The sequence below is a fragment of the Paracoccus acridae genome, assembly GCF_014642735.1.
GTDB classification, from domain to species: domain Bacteria; phylum Pseudomonadota; class Alphaproteobacteria; order Rhodobacterales; family Rhodobacteraceae; genus Paracoccus; species Paracoccus acridae.
Window position 1 is genome coordinate 1 of record NZ_BMIV01000033.1, and the last position, 16,779, is coordinate 16,779.

10 protein-coding genes are annotated in these 16,779 nt (G+C 59.7%); 8 read left to right on the forward strand and 2 right to left on the reverse strand.

The window, feature by feature from the left end; translation table 11 throughout:
• Positions 1-587: 587 nt before the first annotated feature.
• The gene (locus IEX25_RS18810; protein WP_188717204.1) at positions 588-2,288 is read left to right on the forward strand and encodes an AAA family ATPase; all 1,701 of its coding nucleotides are present in this window, start codon (positions 588-590) and stop codon (positions 2,286-2,288) included.
• 1 nt (position 2,289) lies between these two features.
• Here IEX25_RS18810 and IEX25_RS18815 read toward each other — a convergent pair whose 3' ends face one another.
• Positions 2,290-2,802 (reverse strand): HAD family hydrolase, encoded by a 513-nt coding sequence (locus tag IEX25_RS18815; RefSeq protein WP_188717205.1) that lies wholly within the window; start codon positions 2,800-2,802, stop codon positions 2,290-2,292.
• On the reverse strand, positions 2,765-3,511 hold the full coding sequence (locus IEX25_RS20405) for a response regulator transcription factor (RefSeq protein ID WP_188717207.1): 747 nt from the start codon (positions 3,509-3,511) through the stop codon (positions 2,765-2,767). The genes IEX25_RS18815 and IEX25_RS20405 overlap by 38 nt, the downstream gene beginning before the upstream one ends.
• 526 nt (positions 3,512-4,037) lie before the next feature.
• Between IEX25_RS20405 and IEX25_RS18825 the strand changes: the two genes are divergently transcribed.
• The 7 genes from IEX25_RS18825 (at position 4,038) to IEX25_RS18855 (ending at position 16,517) form a co-directional block, all read left to right on the forward strand.
• The gene (locus tag IEX25_RS18825; RefSeq protein ID WP_188717210.1) at positions 4,038-7,322 is read left to right on the forward strand and encodes a hypothetical protein; all 3,285 of its coding nucleotides are present in this window, start codon (positions 4,038-4,040) and stop codon (positions 7,320-7,322) included.
• A 117-nt stretch (positions 7,323-7,439) separates the two neighbouring features.
• Positions 7,440-9,533, forward strand: a complete 2,094-nt coding sequence (locus IEX25_RS18830; protein ID WP_188717212.1) for a hypothetical protein — start codon at positions 7,440-7,442, stop codon at positions 9,531-9,533.
• A gap of 25 nt (positions 9,534-9,558) precedes the next feature.
• Positions 9,559-11,517, forward strand: coding sequence for a type I secretion system permease/ATPase (locus IEX25_RS18835; protein ID WP_229665466.1), 1,959 nt, complete (start codon positions 9,559-9,561; stop codon positions 11,515-11,517).
• A complete protein-coding gene (locus IEX25_RS18840; RefSeq protein WP_188717214.1) occupies positions 11,510-12,850 on the forward strand; it encodes an HlyD family type I secretion periplasmic adaptor subunit in 1,341 nt (446 codons plus the stop codon). The genes IEX25_RS18835 and IEX25_RS18840 overlap by 8 nt, the downstream gene beginning before the upstream one ends.
• 686 nt (positions 12,851-13,536) lie before the next feature.
• Entirely contained in the window at positions 13,537-14,496 is a 960-nt protein-coding gene (locus IEX25_RS18845; RefSeq protein WP_188717216.1) for a Bug family tripartite tricarboxylate transporter substrate binding protein, read from the forward strand.
• Positions 14,497-14,572: 76 nt separating this feature from the next.
• Complete coding sequence (locus tag IEX25_RS18850) at positions 14,573-15,010, forward strand: tripartite tricarboxylate transporter TctB family protein (RefSeq protein WP_188717218.1); 438 nt, start codon at positions 14,573-14,575, stop codon at positions 15,008-15,010.
• Between the two features lie 10 nt (positions 15,011-15,020).
• Complete coding sequence (locus IEX25_RS18855; RefSeq protein WP_188717220.1) at positions 15,021-16,517, forward strand: tripartite tricarboxylate transporter permease; 1,497 nt, start codon at positions 15,021-15,023, stop codon at positions 16,515-16,517.
• Positions 16,518-16,779 lie beyond the last annotated feature (262 nt).

Consider the following 16,779-nt stretch of genomic DNA (forward strand, 5'->3'; position numbering starts at 1 on the left):
CATGGCGTGATCTCCCTGGCGGTTGGCGCCGCCGGTTGGGTGGGTGTCAGTTCACCCGGAGATTACGCCGCCTTCAAATTTCCACCACTTCCGAGACACGACCCACCCAGATAGGCGAAGAAGGAGATGCCAAGCTTGCGGCAGGTCTTCATCAGCCTCAGCATGATGTCGCGAACCAGGCAAGTTCGATATCCCTTGAAGCACGATCCCGGAGGCGCCGCCGCGGTCAGCACCTCCTCGCGGGTAATGCGGTCCTTGTCGCGTTTCGGCCACGCCGCCGCCGTAGATCGCCGCTATTGCCAACCTCCCGTTCCGTGATCTTGTCCATTCTGGAAGGTTTGAACGGAGGCCGCGGCGGGCCAAGTTTTTCAGCCGCGCGGTCTCATCGTGCAGTTCCTGGTTCTCGGCTTGTAGGGCGGCCCAGGCCGCCTCGGCTGACGCGAGCTGATCGCCAAGGTGGGTCACCTGGTCCTCGAGCAATTGAAGCCGTTGTGCCCGCGATACGCTCTAGACTTGAAACGACGTAGCGCCCATAGTTGCCTTGCTGCCTGTTTGCGCTGTCACTGTGGTTGTTGGTGTTGCGGATCATGGAGCTGGTCGATCCGATCTCTCCCAATTTCAGCTGGGCGTTTCGCGGGGCGCCGGTAGCTGGACGCATTTTTCGCTCTCGCGGATGTCTGGCGGTGCTGCAGCGGCTTTCGGACGAATTAGCAGCGAAGTTTCCCTCGGTACTTCTGTTGACGGGCTCTCCTGGTGTGGGGAAGACCACTGTCATTAACGCCTTTGCGGACCTCTACGAGCGAGACAGGACCGTAAAGTTGGTTGTTTTACCAGGAAGTGGTCCGGAATCTGCCGACCGCGACTGGATTGAGAGCCTAGCAGAGTCGCTTTCGGGCATACGAAACAGCCGGGCGCGGCGGCGGATGCTGATCGTCGATGATGCAGAGACCTTAACGGAAGAGCAACAAAAGGTCGTATTGGGAATTGCCGAGGCAAACGGTTCAGGCGTCCGGGGAGTGTCCGTCGTCCTTGTCGGAAACAATGTTTTTCCTTCCGCCAAGGTAGGACAAGGCCCGGGATCTCCCCGCCTGGAACGGTACGAAATTCCGCTTGCGCCCCTGCAAGGGGACGAGGTCGAGCGATACATCCGGCATCGCCTTGTGGCGGCCAAATGTCTGGGACCTGACGACCAGGTGCCCTTTGATGCCGAGGCTCTTGAATTGCTGTATGACCTTTCGCAGGGCGTGCCGCAGTTCGTGGATCATTTTGCCGACCGGGCCCTTCATGAGGCATCCAGAGAAGGGCGTCCGGTCGTGGGCGAAGACCTGGTTCGCGCATCCCTTCTCGATAGCTCCACCGTAGAGATAAGCTGGCCCCCTCCGGCGCTTGCGGTCAGCCGTCGCCAGCCCGTACCTGCCGCGCCAGACAGAACCTCGTCAGTGGATAAAGGCTTTCTGAAAGAGCAGGCCGCGCCCGAATCCCTGCGTGCTGATCCTGCCTTGGCAATTCTGCAACCGCCCCCGCGTGGCAGACGCGGCGCCGGCGCGATCCTGTCGTTCATCTTGATGGCCGGGGCGGCAGTGCTCCTTATCCGGATGCCTCCTTATGTCGTAGGCCCGGACAAATCGGCCGCGCCAGTCGCGGAAGAGGTTGGGCTTCTGCCCGATATTGCCCGGGATGCGGCCCCGCTCCCTGCTGAGGTGGGTAAGGACATTCCGGTACCAGGGCTTGGGCCGCCGTCCAGGGTTGGCGCTGATCCTGATGCCGGCCAACTGCTGGAGGAGGGTCATCAGGCGGGGACAGATAGCCCCGCTGATGCAGCGCTGGCCTATGAGCGTGCGGCGCTTTGGGGCAATGGCCTGGCTGCCTATTTCATGGGGCAGTTGTTCGAAACGGGCTTTGGCGTTCCAATTGACCTGCCGAGGGCGCAGGCCTGGTACAGCGTCGCTGCAGGGGTGCCGGGGGCCGACGCACGGCTTGCCGCGCTGAACGATATGCCTGCTGCTGATAACGAGCCCACGGCTGCACCGCTTCCACTGCAGCATGCATTGTTTCGTTCCGGACGTGCGGTCCTGCATTGGCGCAACATGTCAGGCAAAAGCCCGCAGCGCTATGTTGTGGAGTACATTCTCGCGAATGACGGCAATCAGATAAGGCAAGCACAGACGACCTTGTCTGCCATGCTGGTGGAGCAGCCCATCATTCGCTGGCGCGTTGTCAGCCTGGATGATCAGGGCAGTCAGGCTGGCGCAAGTGGGTGGTCAAGACTGATCCCGCCGCCACGATAAGCTATAGCGGATAATTGAACTGATGCGCAGTTTTCCAGAAACGGGCGTTGAGGTTTACCAATCCCGCTAGCGTTTCGTCGATTTCGGAAAGTGCCACATCGTCGATCGGATTGGCCTGGCCCATTTTGATATCGCTCTTGCGATCGGCAATGCGCATCAGGATGGTGCGCGTGCTGCCGTTCTCGGGATCGAAGGCATAGATGCAGTGGTTGTAACGATTCCTGAGCGAAGAAAGGCGCGACATTTCCTGTGACAGCGACAGGACGGCATCTCGCTCTTCGACTGGAATTCCGGGCAGCTTGGCAAGCCGCTCAACCAGATCCAGACGCGCGCGCGATGTATTGAGCGTCAGGAAAATGACAACTGCCACCTCCTTATTGCATTTTGCAAGACCGGCGATGAAATGGATCAGCAGACTTTCCGTATTCGTCCATGTATAGTTCAGCTTGCCAATTTTCAGAAGGAACTCATTGAACTCACTGGTTTGGCCGGGCTCTTGACCGCGCTTTGACATGGCTGTCTTCCATCATCTGCGACAGATACCAGCTTGCTGCGCTAGTCCGGTTAGAGACACCCAACTTGCTGAAGATATTATGGCTGTGCAGCTTGACAGTGTGAACCGATAAGCCGAGCTTGCTGGCAATTGTCTTGTTTTGCTCACCTCGTGCAATCAGCGGCAGTATCTCCATTTCACGGGGGGTCAATTTCGCGGGTCCGATCGCATCGGGCAAGGGCGCATCCAACACAGCGTCTTCATGCTGAAAGGGGGCTGTAGTGGGGTTGGAGAAACTTTGCAGCCCGGTCCTGGCTGGCACATAGGGATGTCCCGACAGCAAAAGCCGCAGGATCGAGAACCAGACATCCACCTGCGAATTCATCTGCAGTGCACTTATCGGCGGGGCATCTTCACATGTCCTGAACCGGCAGAGGACCGCAGGATCGGAACATGCCACGGCAATCAACGTGCCAGGCAGACTGCGGCGCAAGGTTTCCACCCATTCTTCCAAGCCTTCCAAGTCTTCGTGGATGATGGCGACCCTGGGCATTCTTTCCTGCTGGGGCAATCGGTCCAGACTGTCCACGCGGACAAAATATACGTCTTCGACCCCTATCCGCAGCATCCTGAGAAGCTGATCCGAAAACTGAAAGGAGGTGCCGATCAGGATAACCGTTGGGACGCTTTTCTGATCATGCAACAGATCTTGTTCGATAATGCGCAACATGGATCCTCCTGCAAAATAAGAGGCTAATCTGCCTCTACTTGATACGCAGCACACACGTTTCCTTAACGAGAGCCAGCCTAAACGATTAGAAAGAAAATGCCAGAATATTAATAAGGATGTACATTTGTCACGATATATCGGCGTGCATATCGGATGTTTTTCATTCAGAAGACAATCATAGATTCCTAATTACGTTAACCTTTTTTCATCAGTTTTGGCCTTCCTAAACCAAGGAACTAGATCGAATCTCGCCTCATAGATCGAACGAACCTGCCTCATTTGCTGAATAGGAACGCTCTGGCTTGAATGACAGGCTTGCGGTTCGGGATGGAATCTCAGGCAGCCTTTCATCCGGTGCAGGACCTTTGACACCCGTTGAAGATCGGAGGTGCGAACAAGAACGCTGTTCAGCCTTTAGCTGATCCTAATGGTTCGTGAATCCCGAAATGACGAAACCATGCAGAGCCTTGTATCGCTTTGGAAATGACTGGCGATCTGCGTTCTGCTTCATGAAGGTGAGGACGAAATGACCACCAGAAACAACAATTTCATCTTCGACATCGAAGAGGTCGTTGGTGAAACCGGTTCAGAGGATGCCGCCGCCACGGTTCTGGACGGCAATCCCCATCACGGCAAGGATGGCGATGGCAAGGCCGATGCGGATGCAGAGGCCACCTCGCTGTCGGATTCGGAAAGTGACAGCACTTCCGCCTCGGACAGCACCAGTGCTTCGGACGCGACTGGCAATAGTGAGTCCGATAGCACCAGCGACAGCAGCTCTAACAGTGACAGCACCAGCACTGGTAACAGTACCAGCAACTCAAGCAGCAGCAGCAACTCGGACAGCAACACCAATGTAGACGTTGATGTGAATGTCGACGTTGGCGTCGGCTTGGATGTCATGCCCACGGACGATGATTTTTCCGACTTCGACCTTCACAACAGCAAGGTCGATGATGTTCTGATCTCGAACGGCGATGTGACCTACGATCCCGGCCATGACACGAGCCTGGGAGATATGCTGACCGGAGCGACCTTTGGGGAAGGCAATGACGCAGGCTTCGTCAATGCGCTTTCCAATGCCCTGGAAGACAACGATTACCTTGAGAATCCGTCTGTCACGAACGCTGGCGATTTCCATCAGGACGCCCATGCCGAAGGTGGCTATGCCCGAGCTGAGGAAGGCATTGCGGTTGACAGCAACGGTGGGACCGGTGGCAGCGATGCCGAAAGTAAGGGCGGAGACGCCGAGGGCGGCTTGGCCGGCGGCGGCGATGCCCATGCCGATGCGGAGGGCGGCAAATCCGGCGATACCGAAGCAAAAGGCGGTGACAGCGGCGAGACCGGCGAAATCGTCGCCAAGGGTCACGAGGTCGACGCCGGAGACGTTGATGCCAAGTCGGAGGGCGATGGCGGCAACAGCGGCGACAACAAGGCCGAGGTTCGGGCTGACTCGAATTCGGACAATGACTCGGATGTTGATGGTCAGGCCGGCAATGGCGGCAATGCCCAAAACAGCAATGACGGCAACTCCGAGGCAAGAGCAGACTCTGAATCCAGCGATGAAGGCGGCAATAGCGGCGACGCCGCCGGCGACGCTGCGGTCGATGGCGGCAACAGCGCCTCGGCCGAGACTGACGGCGATGGCGGCAATGGCGGCGACACCGAGTCAAGGTCCGAAAACGAAGTCAGGACGGAAAGCGACTCCGACACGGATGCTGACGGCGGCGACAGCGGCGATATCGACGGCAACGTCGAGGTGCGGAATGAAGCCGATGCGGACGGCGATGCCGATGGCGACGGGGGCAATGGCGGCGATATCGACGGCGATGTCGATGTTGACGGCGATGCAGAAACCAACAGCGATGCCCGTGCCGACGGCGGAAATGGCGGCCAGTCCGAAGCTGACGGTGACACCACGGCCCAGGCTGATACGGACAGCAATGCCTCGGGTGAGGGCGGCGATTCTGGCCACGTCCACGCGGACGGTGAAGGCAAGGTGGATGGCAAGGCGGAAGCCCGTGCCGAGGGCGAAGGCGGAAACTCCGGTGATGCCGACTCCGAGAACAAGGTCGAAGGCCAGGCTGACAGCGACGTTGATGCCAGGGGCGAAGCCGAGACGGATGGCGACGCGAAGGGTGAAGGTGGCAACAGTGGCGACGCCGAGGTAGATGCCGACGGCGATGGCAGCGCCAAGGCCGAAGCCGATGCCGACGGCAAGGGAGGCGACGGCGACCTCGACTCGGACAACCATACTTCGGGTCGTGGCGACAGCGACGTAGAGGGCAAGGCCGAGGGTGATGGCGACGGCAAAGCCGGCGCAGACTCCGGGGCGACAGGAGGCAGCGCCAACGGTTCGGGAAGCTCCAGTGCCAACTCTGATGAAGACGACTGGTACAATGGCGGCGGCTCGGCCGACAGCAATGCAGAGGGAACTGGCGGCACCGGCGGTGCTGGCACCAGCACTGCAGGCCCAAGCACCGGCACCGGCACCGGCACCGGAACCAACACCGGCACGGGCACCGGCACCGGAACGGGCACCGGCACCTCGACCAATACTGGCGGCGATGGCGGCGCGGGTTCGGGCACGACCGGGGCCAATACCGGCACCGGGACCGGCACTGCGACAGGAACCGGCACCTCGGGCGATGCAGCTGCGGGAACCGGCTCGACTGATGACGATGCCACTGGCTCGGGCACCGGCACAGGTTCGGCCAATGGCAGCGGCACCGGCACGTCCACCGGCACCAGCGGCATGGGCGGAGCAGGTTCGGCCACGACCGGCGCGAACACGAATACCGGCACCGGCACCGGGACGGGCACCGGCACCTCAGGCATGGCGGGCGCCGGCAGCGGCATGACCGATGACGATGCCAATGGCACCGCGAATGGCAACAACAGCGCCCAGGCAGGTGCTGGTGGCACTGCTTCCGGTCAGACCGATGACGATGCCTCCAACAGCGGCACCGGCAGCACCGACTCTGAATCTGGCGCGGGTGCGGCTGGCAGCGGAAGCGCCGATAACGACGCGACCAATACCGGAACCGCAGGCACGGATTCCGAATCCGGCGCAGGCGGTGCGGGATCGGCGGAGAATGACGCCGATGTCAACGGTACTGGAACGTCCTCCGCGACTGGGACCGGTGGCGCGGGAGGCGCATCCAGCGGCACGTCAAGCGGAACGGCAAGCAGCGCCGATGCTGCAACGGGCACCGGCACCAGCGGTGCCGGCGGCGGGGCGATGTCCGATACCGACTCGACGGCGACCGGCACCCACAGCGGCTATGCCGATGGGGACGGCGGCTTCGGTGGTCTATCAGAAATCGCCGCTGAGGCCTTGGCGCAGTCGACCGCAAGCAACGACACCGCCCAAACGTCGGGTGCAGCGGGCGCGGGTGACGCCACCAGCACCGCGACCAGCAATGGCGCGGCAACCGGGGACGCCCTTGCGACCAGCGGCATGTCCGGCGCATCCACGACATCCGCAACCGGCGGTGCCGGCGGCACTGCAATGGGTGGCGCCACGACCGGCGGCGCAGGGACCAATGGCGACGTCTGGGGCGGCGCCGGCGGTGCTGCGACCAACGGCGCGGGCGGCGGCGGCGGCGATGCCGGAAGCTGGGGTTCGGGCAACGGAGACGATGGCATCGTCACCGGCGAATCCTATGCTTCGGCTGCGGCGGCGGTCGATCAGGCAGCCTTCAACATGGATATCGTGATGGGCGCCAACGTGCTGGGCAACACTGTCGACATGACCGTGGTCGGGGGCTCGTTCAGCTCGACCTATGTGGGTCAGGACGACACCGTCTAGCACCTGGAAACATAGGATGGGGCCGGATCATCCGGCCCCATCCTTTCGTCCCTCAAGGCGCGGTGCCGTGTTTCAGGTACGGCGAAAACGGCATGAACGAGTAGAGACGGTATCACCATGTCATTGGATCCGGCTACCCAGGCAATAAGCCGTTTCATTGGTTTGTTGGATTTGATTGTCGAAGAAAGCCGACTTAGGCAGGACTATCTCAAGTTCAAGGCGAAGATTTCACCGGAAACGGATGGCGATTTCCTTCCCGGCATCAGCGCCCGGCTGATCATCGGCGGGCAGCCGGGTGACTATGATCCCGGCTTGAGCTATCGGCCTGTTTCGCCTTCGATGAAGACGGTCGAGGCAGACCCTTACTATTATCACAGCCCGGTTCAGCTCTCTCCCCTTGCTGTTCTGCCGGTCACCCCTCCGGCTTCGACCGATGCACTCTTGACGCAGAAAATGACGGGCGACCTTCTGCCCATCTTTGCCGACGGTCCTGGCAGCATTATGGCCGTGACTATCCAGACCGCCTATCTTGCCGACGATGATCTGCTTCTTGACGGCCTGGGCGGCGATTTCATCGGCACGGCCCAGCTTCATGCTGCACTTGAACGCATCGACATGATGGCCGAGGCTATCGAGGGCTTCGATCTTCCCCCTTTACCCGTAGGCATGGATTGGATGGGCGCGGTTCAGGCCGTACTGGACCAGTTCGACGCCGTGCCGATCGGCCAGGAAAACGTCCCGGCCGCGATCCACACCTATCGGGGTGACGATGCCGAGGGTCAGGTTGTGGATGGAAAGAAGGCTGAGGAAGCGCCGGATTGGAGCGATCTTCTGCCCATTTACCTGCGGCCTGCCCCTGAAGAGGAAGATGCGCCCTCCAAGGATCCTGTCGGAAAGGATGACGAAGCAGCCTCTCCGGGAGGGTTGTCGGCCACGGACGGTGAAACCATCATCCGCACCAAGACAGGTGCCGATGGGGATTCCAAAACCAGCCAGCCAGGCGAACATGATTTTTCGCGCGACTTCGCCGGGCATGATGAAGATGACGGCCTAGCAGGCAATCAGATCATCGCCGGGGCGAATACTGCCATCAACGAGATCGGGGTCGGGGTGCAGTGGATCGACGCCTCGGTCATCGTCGTGCAGGGCGACGTGGCGAAGGTGCAGGCCATCAACCAGGTCAACGTTCTGGTCGAACATGACAGCATCAACGGTAGCCCGGTCACGCAGGAATCCACGGGCTTCAACATCGCCGAGATCCTGACCACCTCATCGAAGACCGGCGAAAGCGGCAGCGACGATCTGCCTTCGGATTGGCAGCTTTTCCGCTTGGAAGCCAGCCTTTACCAGGTGAACTGGGTCAAGCAGATCACCTATGCTACCGATTTCGACCGGGCCGAGGTGACCTTTTCCGCTCAGATGACCTTTCTCGACTTGGGCGAGAACGAGATCGTCAACTCCGCAATTCTCAACGAATATGGTTATCGCTTCGACGTGATGTTCGTGTCGGGCAACATGATCGATGCCACGATCATCTCGCAAAAGAACGTCCTGTTCGACTCTGACAGCATGACAACCGGTTCCGGGGATCCGGCAATGGCCGCCGGCCTGTCGATGAGCGACAATCTTTTGTACAACAAGGCCGCGATCAAGACCGTCGGTGTCGATAGTTTCGCGCAGATGTCCAAGAGCTTTGCGGATGCTGCCGATGATCTGGCGGCGGGCCGGGACACGCATATGCGTGATCTGACCCAGGACCAGTTGTTCGCGGGTCAAGAGATCCTGCGGGCCCTTCAGATCGATGGCGATTTGGTCAAGATCAACCTCTTCGAACAGGAAAACATCGTCGGTGATGCCGACCAGCTGCGGCTGGACATGCAGCGGATGCGCGAGGAATTCGGCGACCAAGTCAAGGTGATAGCGGGATCGAATGCCTTGGTGAACCTCGCCTCGATCACCGAGACCGGCGTAGATTCCACGATCATGGCCGGGGGCAAGGTTTATGACGACGCGCTGATCCATCAGGCGGAATGGTTCGATACCGATGCCCCTGATGGCGGTGCGCAGATGGCCGGCCTGACCAAAGAGGCGATTGCCGCCTTCCTGACCGATGATCTTGCCAGGATCGACCCTGCTTCCGAAGGGATCATGCCAACAGAAAGCTATGACCACGGCTCGAACCTGGATGTGATGCAAGGCGTGCTGGCCTGAAGATCGAAGACCGAAGGAGAGTGTCTTGAAGGATCTGGAAATCGACAACTCGGCGGGCAAAACCACAGAAGCGCAGGTAGAGCCGGTACACGAGCTGCGTGTTGACGCCGACCCGGTCGGCAACCAGCCGTCCTTGCGCAAGGGCGCCGTCCTGGGAAAGACCATCGACGGAAGCATGGACCCGATCAGGGCGACCCCGCCCGGAGGCGAGGGCGGCAACAAGGGCAAGGAACCGCATTTCCACCGCCGCGTCGGCCCCGAAAACTTCGAGGAAAGCCTGCGCAAGGGGGTGGCTGTCGTCCGGTTCAACATGATCTTCGTGATGCTGATGACCCTGGCCACGAACGTCCTGATCCTTGCGATCCCGGTCTATCTGTTCCAGATCTCGGACCGGGTCTTCACCAGCCGGTCGCTTGATACATTGGTCATGCTGACGGTGGTCATCTGCGGCGCGGTCATTCTGCAAGCCGTCTTCGACGCGGTCAGGCGCTTCATGCTGATGCGAACGGCGGTTGAGGTCGCCGCGCAACTGGGGGCGCCCATTCTCAGCGCTGCGGCACATGCGTCCTTGCACGGGTCGGGACGGGAATATCAGACACTTGGCGATCTGCAGCAGGTCCGGGGCTTTCTGACCTCGGGGACGCTCATCTCGTTCATGGATATCCCTTTCGCCCCGCTTTTCATCCTGGCGATCTATCTGGTGCATCCGCACCTGGGTAATATCGTCGTCGTGTCCTCGCTACTGTTGCTGTTGATCGCCTTCATCAACCAGCGTTTGACGGAAAAGCCTTTCTATCAGGCGAACCTGGCACAAAGCCGGGCCAATCTGCACCTGGAGTCGATGTCGCGAAACAGCCAGATCATCAACGCAATGGCTATGATCCCCGAAGCCGTCGCCATCTGGGGGCGCGACACGGCCCAGTCGCTGACTGCACAAGTCCGTGCCCAAGACCGCAACATCATGACCGCCGCGGTATCGCGCACCGTGCGCCTGCTGACCCAGGTCGGAATGCTGGGCTGGGGTGCCTATCTTGCGCTGAACAGCCAGATCACGGGCGGCATGGTGATCGCCGCTTCGATCATCGCAGGACGTGCGCTTGCCCCGATCGAGGGTTCGATCGAAGGTTGGAACTCTTTTCTGCTGTCACGGGCCGCCTATGGCCGGATCACCAAGCTTCTGCGGGGTTCCAAGCTGCAATACGAACGGCTTCGGCTGCCACGCCCGGAAGGGCGTCTGGATGTGGAACGGCTGCTGTATATCCCCGGCGGCACCAAGCAGGTCGTTCTGAACAGCATCGCATTTACGCTCAATCCTGGGGAAAGCTTGGCGGTGATCGGCAATTCGGGCGCGGGCAAGACCACCCTGGGCAAGATGCTGGTGGGTTCAATCCTGCCCACCTCGGGGAATGTCAGGCTGGACCTGATGGATCTGCGCAACTGGGATCCCCGCCAGTTCGGGGAAAGCATCGGCTATCTGCCGCAGGATGTGCAGCTGTTTCCCGGTACCATCAAGCAGAACATCGGCCGGATGCGCGAGGATGCCAGCGATGAACAGATCCACGCTGCCGCCGTGCTTGCCGACGTGCACGAAATGATAGCCTCGTTGCCCCAAGGCTATGAGACTGTTGTCGCAGCCGACGGATCACCGCTGTCCGGAGGGCAGAAACAGCGCATTGCCTTGGCCCGCGCCTTTTTCGGCAATCCCCGGTTTGTGGTCCTGGATGAACCGAACTCCAACCTTGATGCCGCTGGCGACCGGGCTCTGGCGCGCGCGATCCATCATGCGCGCGAAAACGGCATAACCGTCGTGGTCGTCACGCAGAAACCCTCGCTGCTGTCAGTGGTCGACAAGATCATGTTGCTGGCCGATGGCAGCGTCGCGATGTTCGGCGAACGAGAGCCGGTGCTGCGTAAGCTGGCCGGCCGCAAGGGCGGTGAAAACGGCCAGCAAGTCAGCCAGCAAGGGGGGCAGGCCAATGCGTGAACTGGTAACCGTTGGCGGGCACGAACAGTGGTACAAGGATGTGCCGCGATCGATCCGGTCCCAAGCTATTTTCGGAATAGTCTTGCTGGTGCTGTCCTTCGGGGGTTTCGGAATATGGGCCTTTTGCGCACCATTGGCTGCTGCAGTGATCGCGTCGGGGTCTTTCGTGGCAACGGGGCAGAACAAGATCGTCCAGCATCTGGAAGGTGGGATCATCAAGGAAATCCTCGTGGCGGAAGGCGATCGGGTCGAGGAAGGCACGGTCCTGCTGCGCCTGGACGAGACCGCCTCGCTGGCCAACGAACGTGAACTGGAACTGCGCCAGCAGCGCCTGGAAGCGACCGAGGCGCGCCTGTTGGCCGAGTATGAGGAACGTGAGGAACTGATTTTCCCTGAAGCGCTGGAACAGGCGCGCAGCCGCAACGAGGTCGATGCGATCCTAGCCGGCCAGACACTGGCCTTCAACGTGTCTCGCCGATCGCTTGCCCAGGATCTGACATTGCTGGTGCGCAATTCCGACGCGCTCGAGGTTCGGCGGGTGGGCTATGAAACACAGCTTCAGTCGCATCGCCACCAGTTGGACCTACTGCGCCAGGAACTCGAGGCCAAGCAGACGCTCTATGAAAAACGCCTTGTGCGCCGCCCGGAGGTTCTGGCGGTCGAGCGTGTAGTAGTCGAGGCCGAGGGGCAGATCGGCCGTCTCGAAGCCGAAATCGCGGAAATTGCCCAGATCCAGCAGAAATATGTGATCGAAACCGAAAAGGCGCGCAGCGAATACCGTCAGGCCGCACTGGACGAACTGCAAATGGTGCAAGCCGAACTGGAAAGCTTGCGCGAGCAGTCGCGCAAGGCCCGCAGCGTGCTGGCACGATCCGAAGTGGTGGCGCCCGTCTCGGGTACCATTGTCCGGTTGCATTACCATACAGCCGGCGGCGTCATTGAAACCGGCAAGCCCATCCTCGAAATACTACCCCTGGATGCTCCGCTAATCATCGAGGCGATGATCTCTCGCACCGAAATCGACAGTGTCCATACGGGTCAGTCGGCAGCAGTCCGGTTGACGGCTCTAAACCAGAGAACCACCCCTGTCCTGGACGGTGAGGTCTTCTACCTGTCCGCCGACGCCATTGCCGAAGGGGGGCATAACGGACCGCAGGAGGTGTATCTTGCACGCATCTCTCTAGATTTCGATCAGCTCGACCGCATCCCCGGATTTACCCCAACCCCAGGCATGCCCGCAGAAATCATGATCCAGACGCAGGAACGAACCTTTGCCCAATACATCGCCAAGCCGATCCTGGACAGCATGTCACGCGCTTTCCGAGAGCATTGAACTATGCGCTTTAAATATCGGTAGGCGTGGATGCACTGGGCTCCAGACGGAGTATTTGGCTTGTCCGCTAGCCCTTTTCAGGTCGGTATGAGGTGCTGCGCATCGGGCTGATGGTAGAATGTGGTCCAGCCCAGGAGTTCATTCCAATTTCGGCTCAGTTCTGGGTGGAAATTAAGAGAAACGCTTCTGACAGATCGTAAAGCACAGTCCGGGACGACGCTGGCTTTTGGCTCATTATCGAGACCGGCAAGGACCAGGAGCCCCTCAGGTCGGCAGTGAGCCTTGATCTGCAGCGTTAGTCGGCCGCGCGGTTGCGATATTCCATCGGGTGCCAGCGATAGCTGTCTTTCCTCACCTCGCTGATGCGGTCGATGCCTGGAAAGGGCATGCGACCCATCGCGGTTTCACCTTAATAGATTTGCTTGACCGCTTGAGCCGTGGTCCTCACCGCCGAGGCTGGGTTTTTAGCGCCTCCTATGGCAATGGGTAGAAAGCGACCCTTAGCTGTCCACTTCCCATAATCTGCAGAACTGTTCTGCAAAAAGGCACCAGCGACAAGGATTTACACCCGCTATCCAGTGCTATCTCTTGGTTCCGAGGAACTTTCCCGTATCTGCGCGGGGGGCATTGCTGGACGCTGAAGCAGAGGAGGCTTCACCAGTATGCCTGAAACAAGAGGGACTGACATGAAAATCCTGATCCTGGCTGCCACCGCAATGGCGGCTTTTTCCGGTGCGGCACTGGCCGACTTCCCCGAACGCCCAATCACCTGGGTGGTCCCTTTCGCAGCAGGCGGCGTAACCGATATTACTTCGCGGAAACTGGCAGAGCGGCTTCAGGCTGAATTGGGCCAACCCGTAATCGTGGAAAACAAGCCGGGCGCCGGCGGCCTTGTGGGCACCAAGGAGGTGCAGATTGCCGCGCCGGATGGCTATACGGTGCTTTTTGCCAGTTCCGGTCCTTTCGGCATTCAGGCGGCCCTTGATCCCGAGAAGCTGAAATACGATCCGCTGACGGATTTCGAATTCATTCATGGTGTCACGGCCTCGCCGCAACTGCTGGTCGCGCGACATGACGCCCCCTTCGACAGCCTCCAACAGCTTGTTGACTATGCCCAGGACAATCCGGGTGAACTGAACTTCGGCTCACCTGGCGTGGGCACCGCGCAGCACCTTGGGGGCGAACTTTTCAAGCATGCGGCAGGGGTGGATATCGAGCATATCCCCTATACTTCGGGTTCCACGCAGATGGTCGATCTTGCTGCAGGGGTCATTGATCTTTCCTTCGATTACCAGCCGATCGTGGCTCCGTATGTTGAAGACGGCAAGATGAAGATCCTGGGCACTACGGGACCAGAGCGTCTGAAGGCGAGACCGGAGATCGAAAGCGTGGCCGAGGCCGGATATCCTGAAGCTGTCAACGTGGGTTGGACATACCTGGTGGTTCCGAAAGGCGTTCCCGAGAATATACGTAAAAAGCTTGAAGATGGCATGGAGAAGGTTCTGACCGATTCTGAGATCGTGGAAATGATCGAAGCCGACGGCCGCAGCGTGATGCAGATCAAGGGTCACGAGGCGGGAAAGGCTTTCGTCGCGTCCGAGATCGAGAAATTCCGGGTCGCGGCCGACGGCATCAACCTGAACTGAGCGCAGTCTTTCCGCAAGCCGTCCCAGCACGCGCAGGGGCGGCTTTCCTTGAGACATGCAGAGCCTGGAGAATGCCATGCGGCGCGAAATCGCGGTAGGAAGCACGTTTCTTGCGATCTCTCTATTTTTCCTAATTTTCGGACTTCAGCTTCCCATGGGGACCGCGCGGCGGATCGGACCGGGGGTGATGCCTGCCAGCGTGGCGCTTATGCTGATGCTGCTTGGGATGATAATCCTGGCGCAGGGCTTTTTGAGAGGGTCGGAGCGCCGTGTCGCCCGTGTAAACTGGCGTGGACTGACGGCAATTTCAGCTTCAATTCTGGTTTTTGCATTCGCGTTGCATCCTTTGGGCATGATCCTGACCACGATCCTTGCGGTGCTTTGCGCAGGCTTGGCGGAGAAACCATTCCGGCCCTTGGAAACGCTTTTGCTGGGGGTTTTTCTTTCCCTCGCTTCGGTGGGGATCTTCATCTACGGCATCGGGATGCGCATTCTCGTCTGGCCGGGCTGCTGAGGGGGCGGGTATGGATCTTTTCGACAATGCCGTCCTAGGGCTTGCCACTGCGCTGAGTGTCAAGAACTTCGGTTACGCCTTTGTAGGATGTCTGCTTGGGACGCTGATCGGGGTTCTGCCGGGCCTTGGCCCGCTTGCGACCATTTCGATGCTGTTGCCCCTCACCTATGCGCTTGATCCAACGGCAGCGCTTATCATGCTTGCAGGCATCTATTACGGCGCCCAGTATGGTGGCTCGACGACAGCCATTCTCGTCAACCTGCCGGGCGAAAGCTCGGCAGTCGTTACCGCGCTGGATGGGTATCAGATGGCCCGCCAAGGCCGGGCCGGCGTGGCGCTGGCGACGGCTGCGATTTCCTCCTTCATTGCGGGCACCTTTGCCACGGTCTTCATCATGGCGCTTGCGCGTCCGCTGGCCCAGGTCGCCTTCAGCTTTGGCCCCGGCGAATATCTGGCGATGATGGTGCTGGGGCTTATCCTTGCGACGGTGCTGTCAAATGCCCGGCTTGTCGAAAGCATTGCCATGGTTCTGGTCGGGATCCTTCTTTCGACCGTCGGTCTGGATGCCGTCACCGCGGATGAGCGTTTCACCTTCGGAGTGATGAAACTTTTCGACGGCCTTGATTTTGTTGTCATGGCCATGGCTGTCTTCGGGTTCGCCGAAATCGTGAAGAACCTTGGCGAAGGGGAAGGCGGCACAAAGGGAACAGCGAAAATCCTTCGCCTGATGCCGAACCGAAGGGAATTGGGCGAGCTTGCTCCGCCCGCGGCGCGCGGTACGCTTCTTGGCTCTTTCCTAGGCATCTTGCCAGGAGGCGGCGCGGCGCTTGCCTCTTTTGCGTCCTATGCGCTTGAAAAGCGCCTGGCAAAACGGCCGCAGAACTTCGGGAATGGGGAAATTGCCGGGGTTGCAGGCCCCGAGGCCGCCAACAACGCCGCTTCGCAGACCTCCTTCATCCCGTTGCTGACCCTCGGCATCCCCTCCAATGCCGTGATGGCGCTGATGGTCGGGGCGATGATGATCCACGACATCATTCCCGGTCCGAAAGTCATGGAAAACAATCCGACGCTGATCTGGGGGCTTATTGCGTCCATGTGGATCGGCAATGTGATCCTTGTCATTCTCAATCTGCCTTTGGTGGGCCTTTGGGTGCGACTGCTCTCGGTGCCGTACAGATTGCTCTATCCGGCGATCGTGATCCTTTGCTGCGTCGGTGCCTATTCGCTGAAGAACGACAGTTTCGAAGTGCTGCTCTGCGCCATGATGCTGGTTGCTGGCTATAGCATCGTTCAATGCGGCCTGCCGCCCGCACCGCTTCTGATGGGCTTTATCCTGGGGCCCATGATTGAGGAAAACCTGCGCCGGGTGCTGCAACTCTCGCGCGGTGACGTGACTGCGATCTTTTCGTCGCCGATCTCTGTCAGCTTCTATCTGCTTGCCGCGGGCGCGATCACTTCCATGGCGCTTCCCTCTCTCCGACAGAAGCGCGAAGTGCTGGAGGAGTAGCTATTGTGTCTGTCGGTCGGCCTGATGGTGCCGTGTTTGACCAGGTTGGAGGATCGTGTTCCTAGCACATCAACGCCGATGGAGACTGACGCTTTCAACGTTGATGCGCGTCCCGCAAAGAACCTAATGAAAATCGCTAACTACATGTGTGCTAGGCTGCGCGCACCACGGTGATCCGACCACACATTCCATGAACATCCGACCGGGCATTCCACGATCATCCGACCACCCGTTCCAGCCGCATCCGACCAGGCTGATCTGA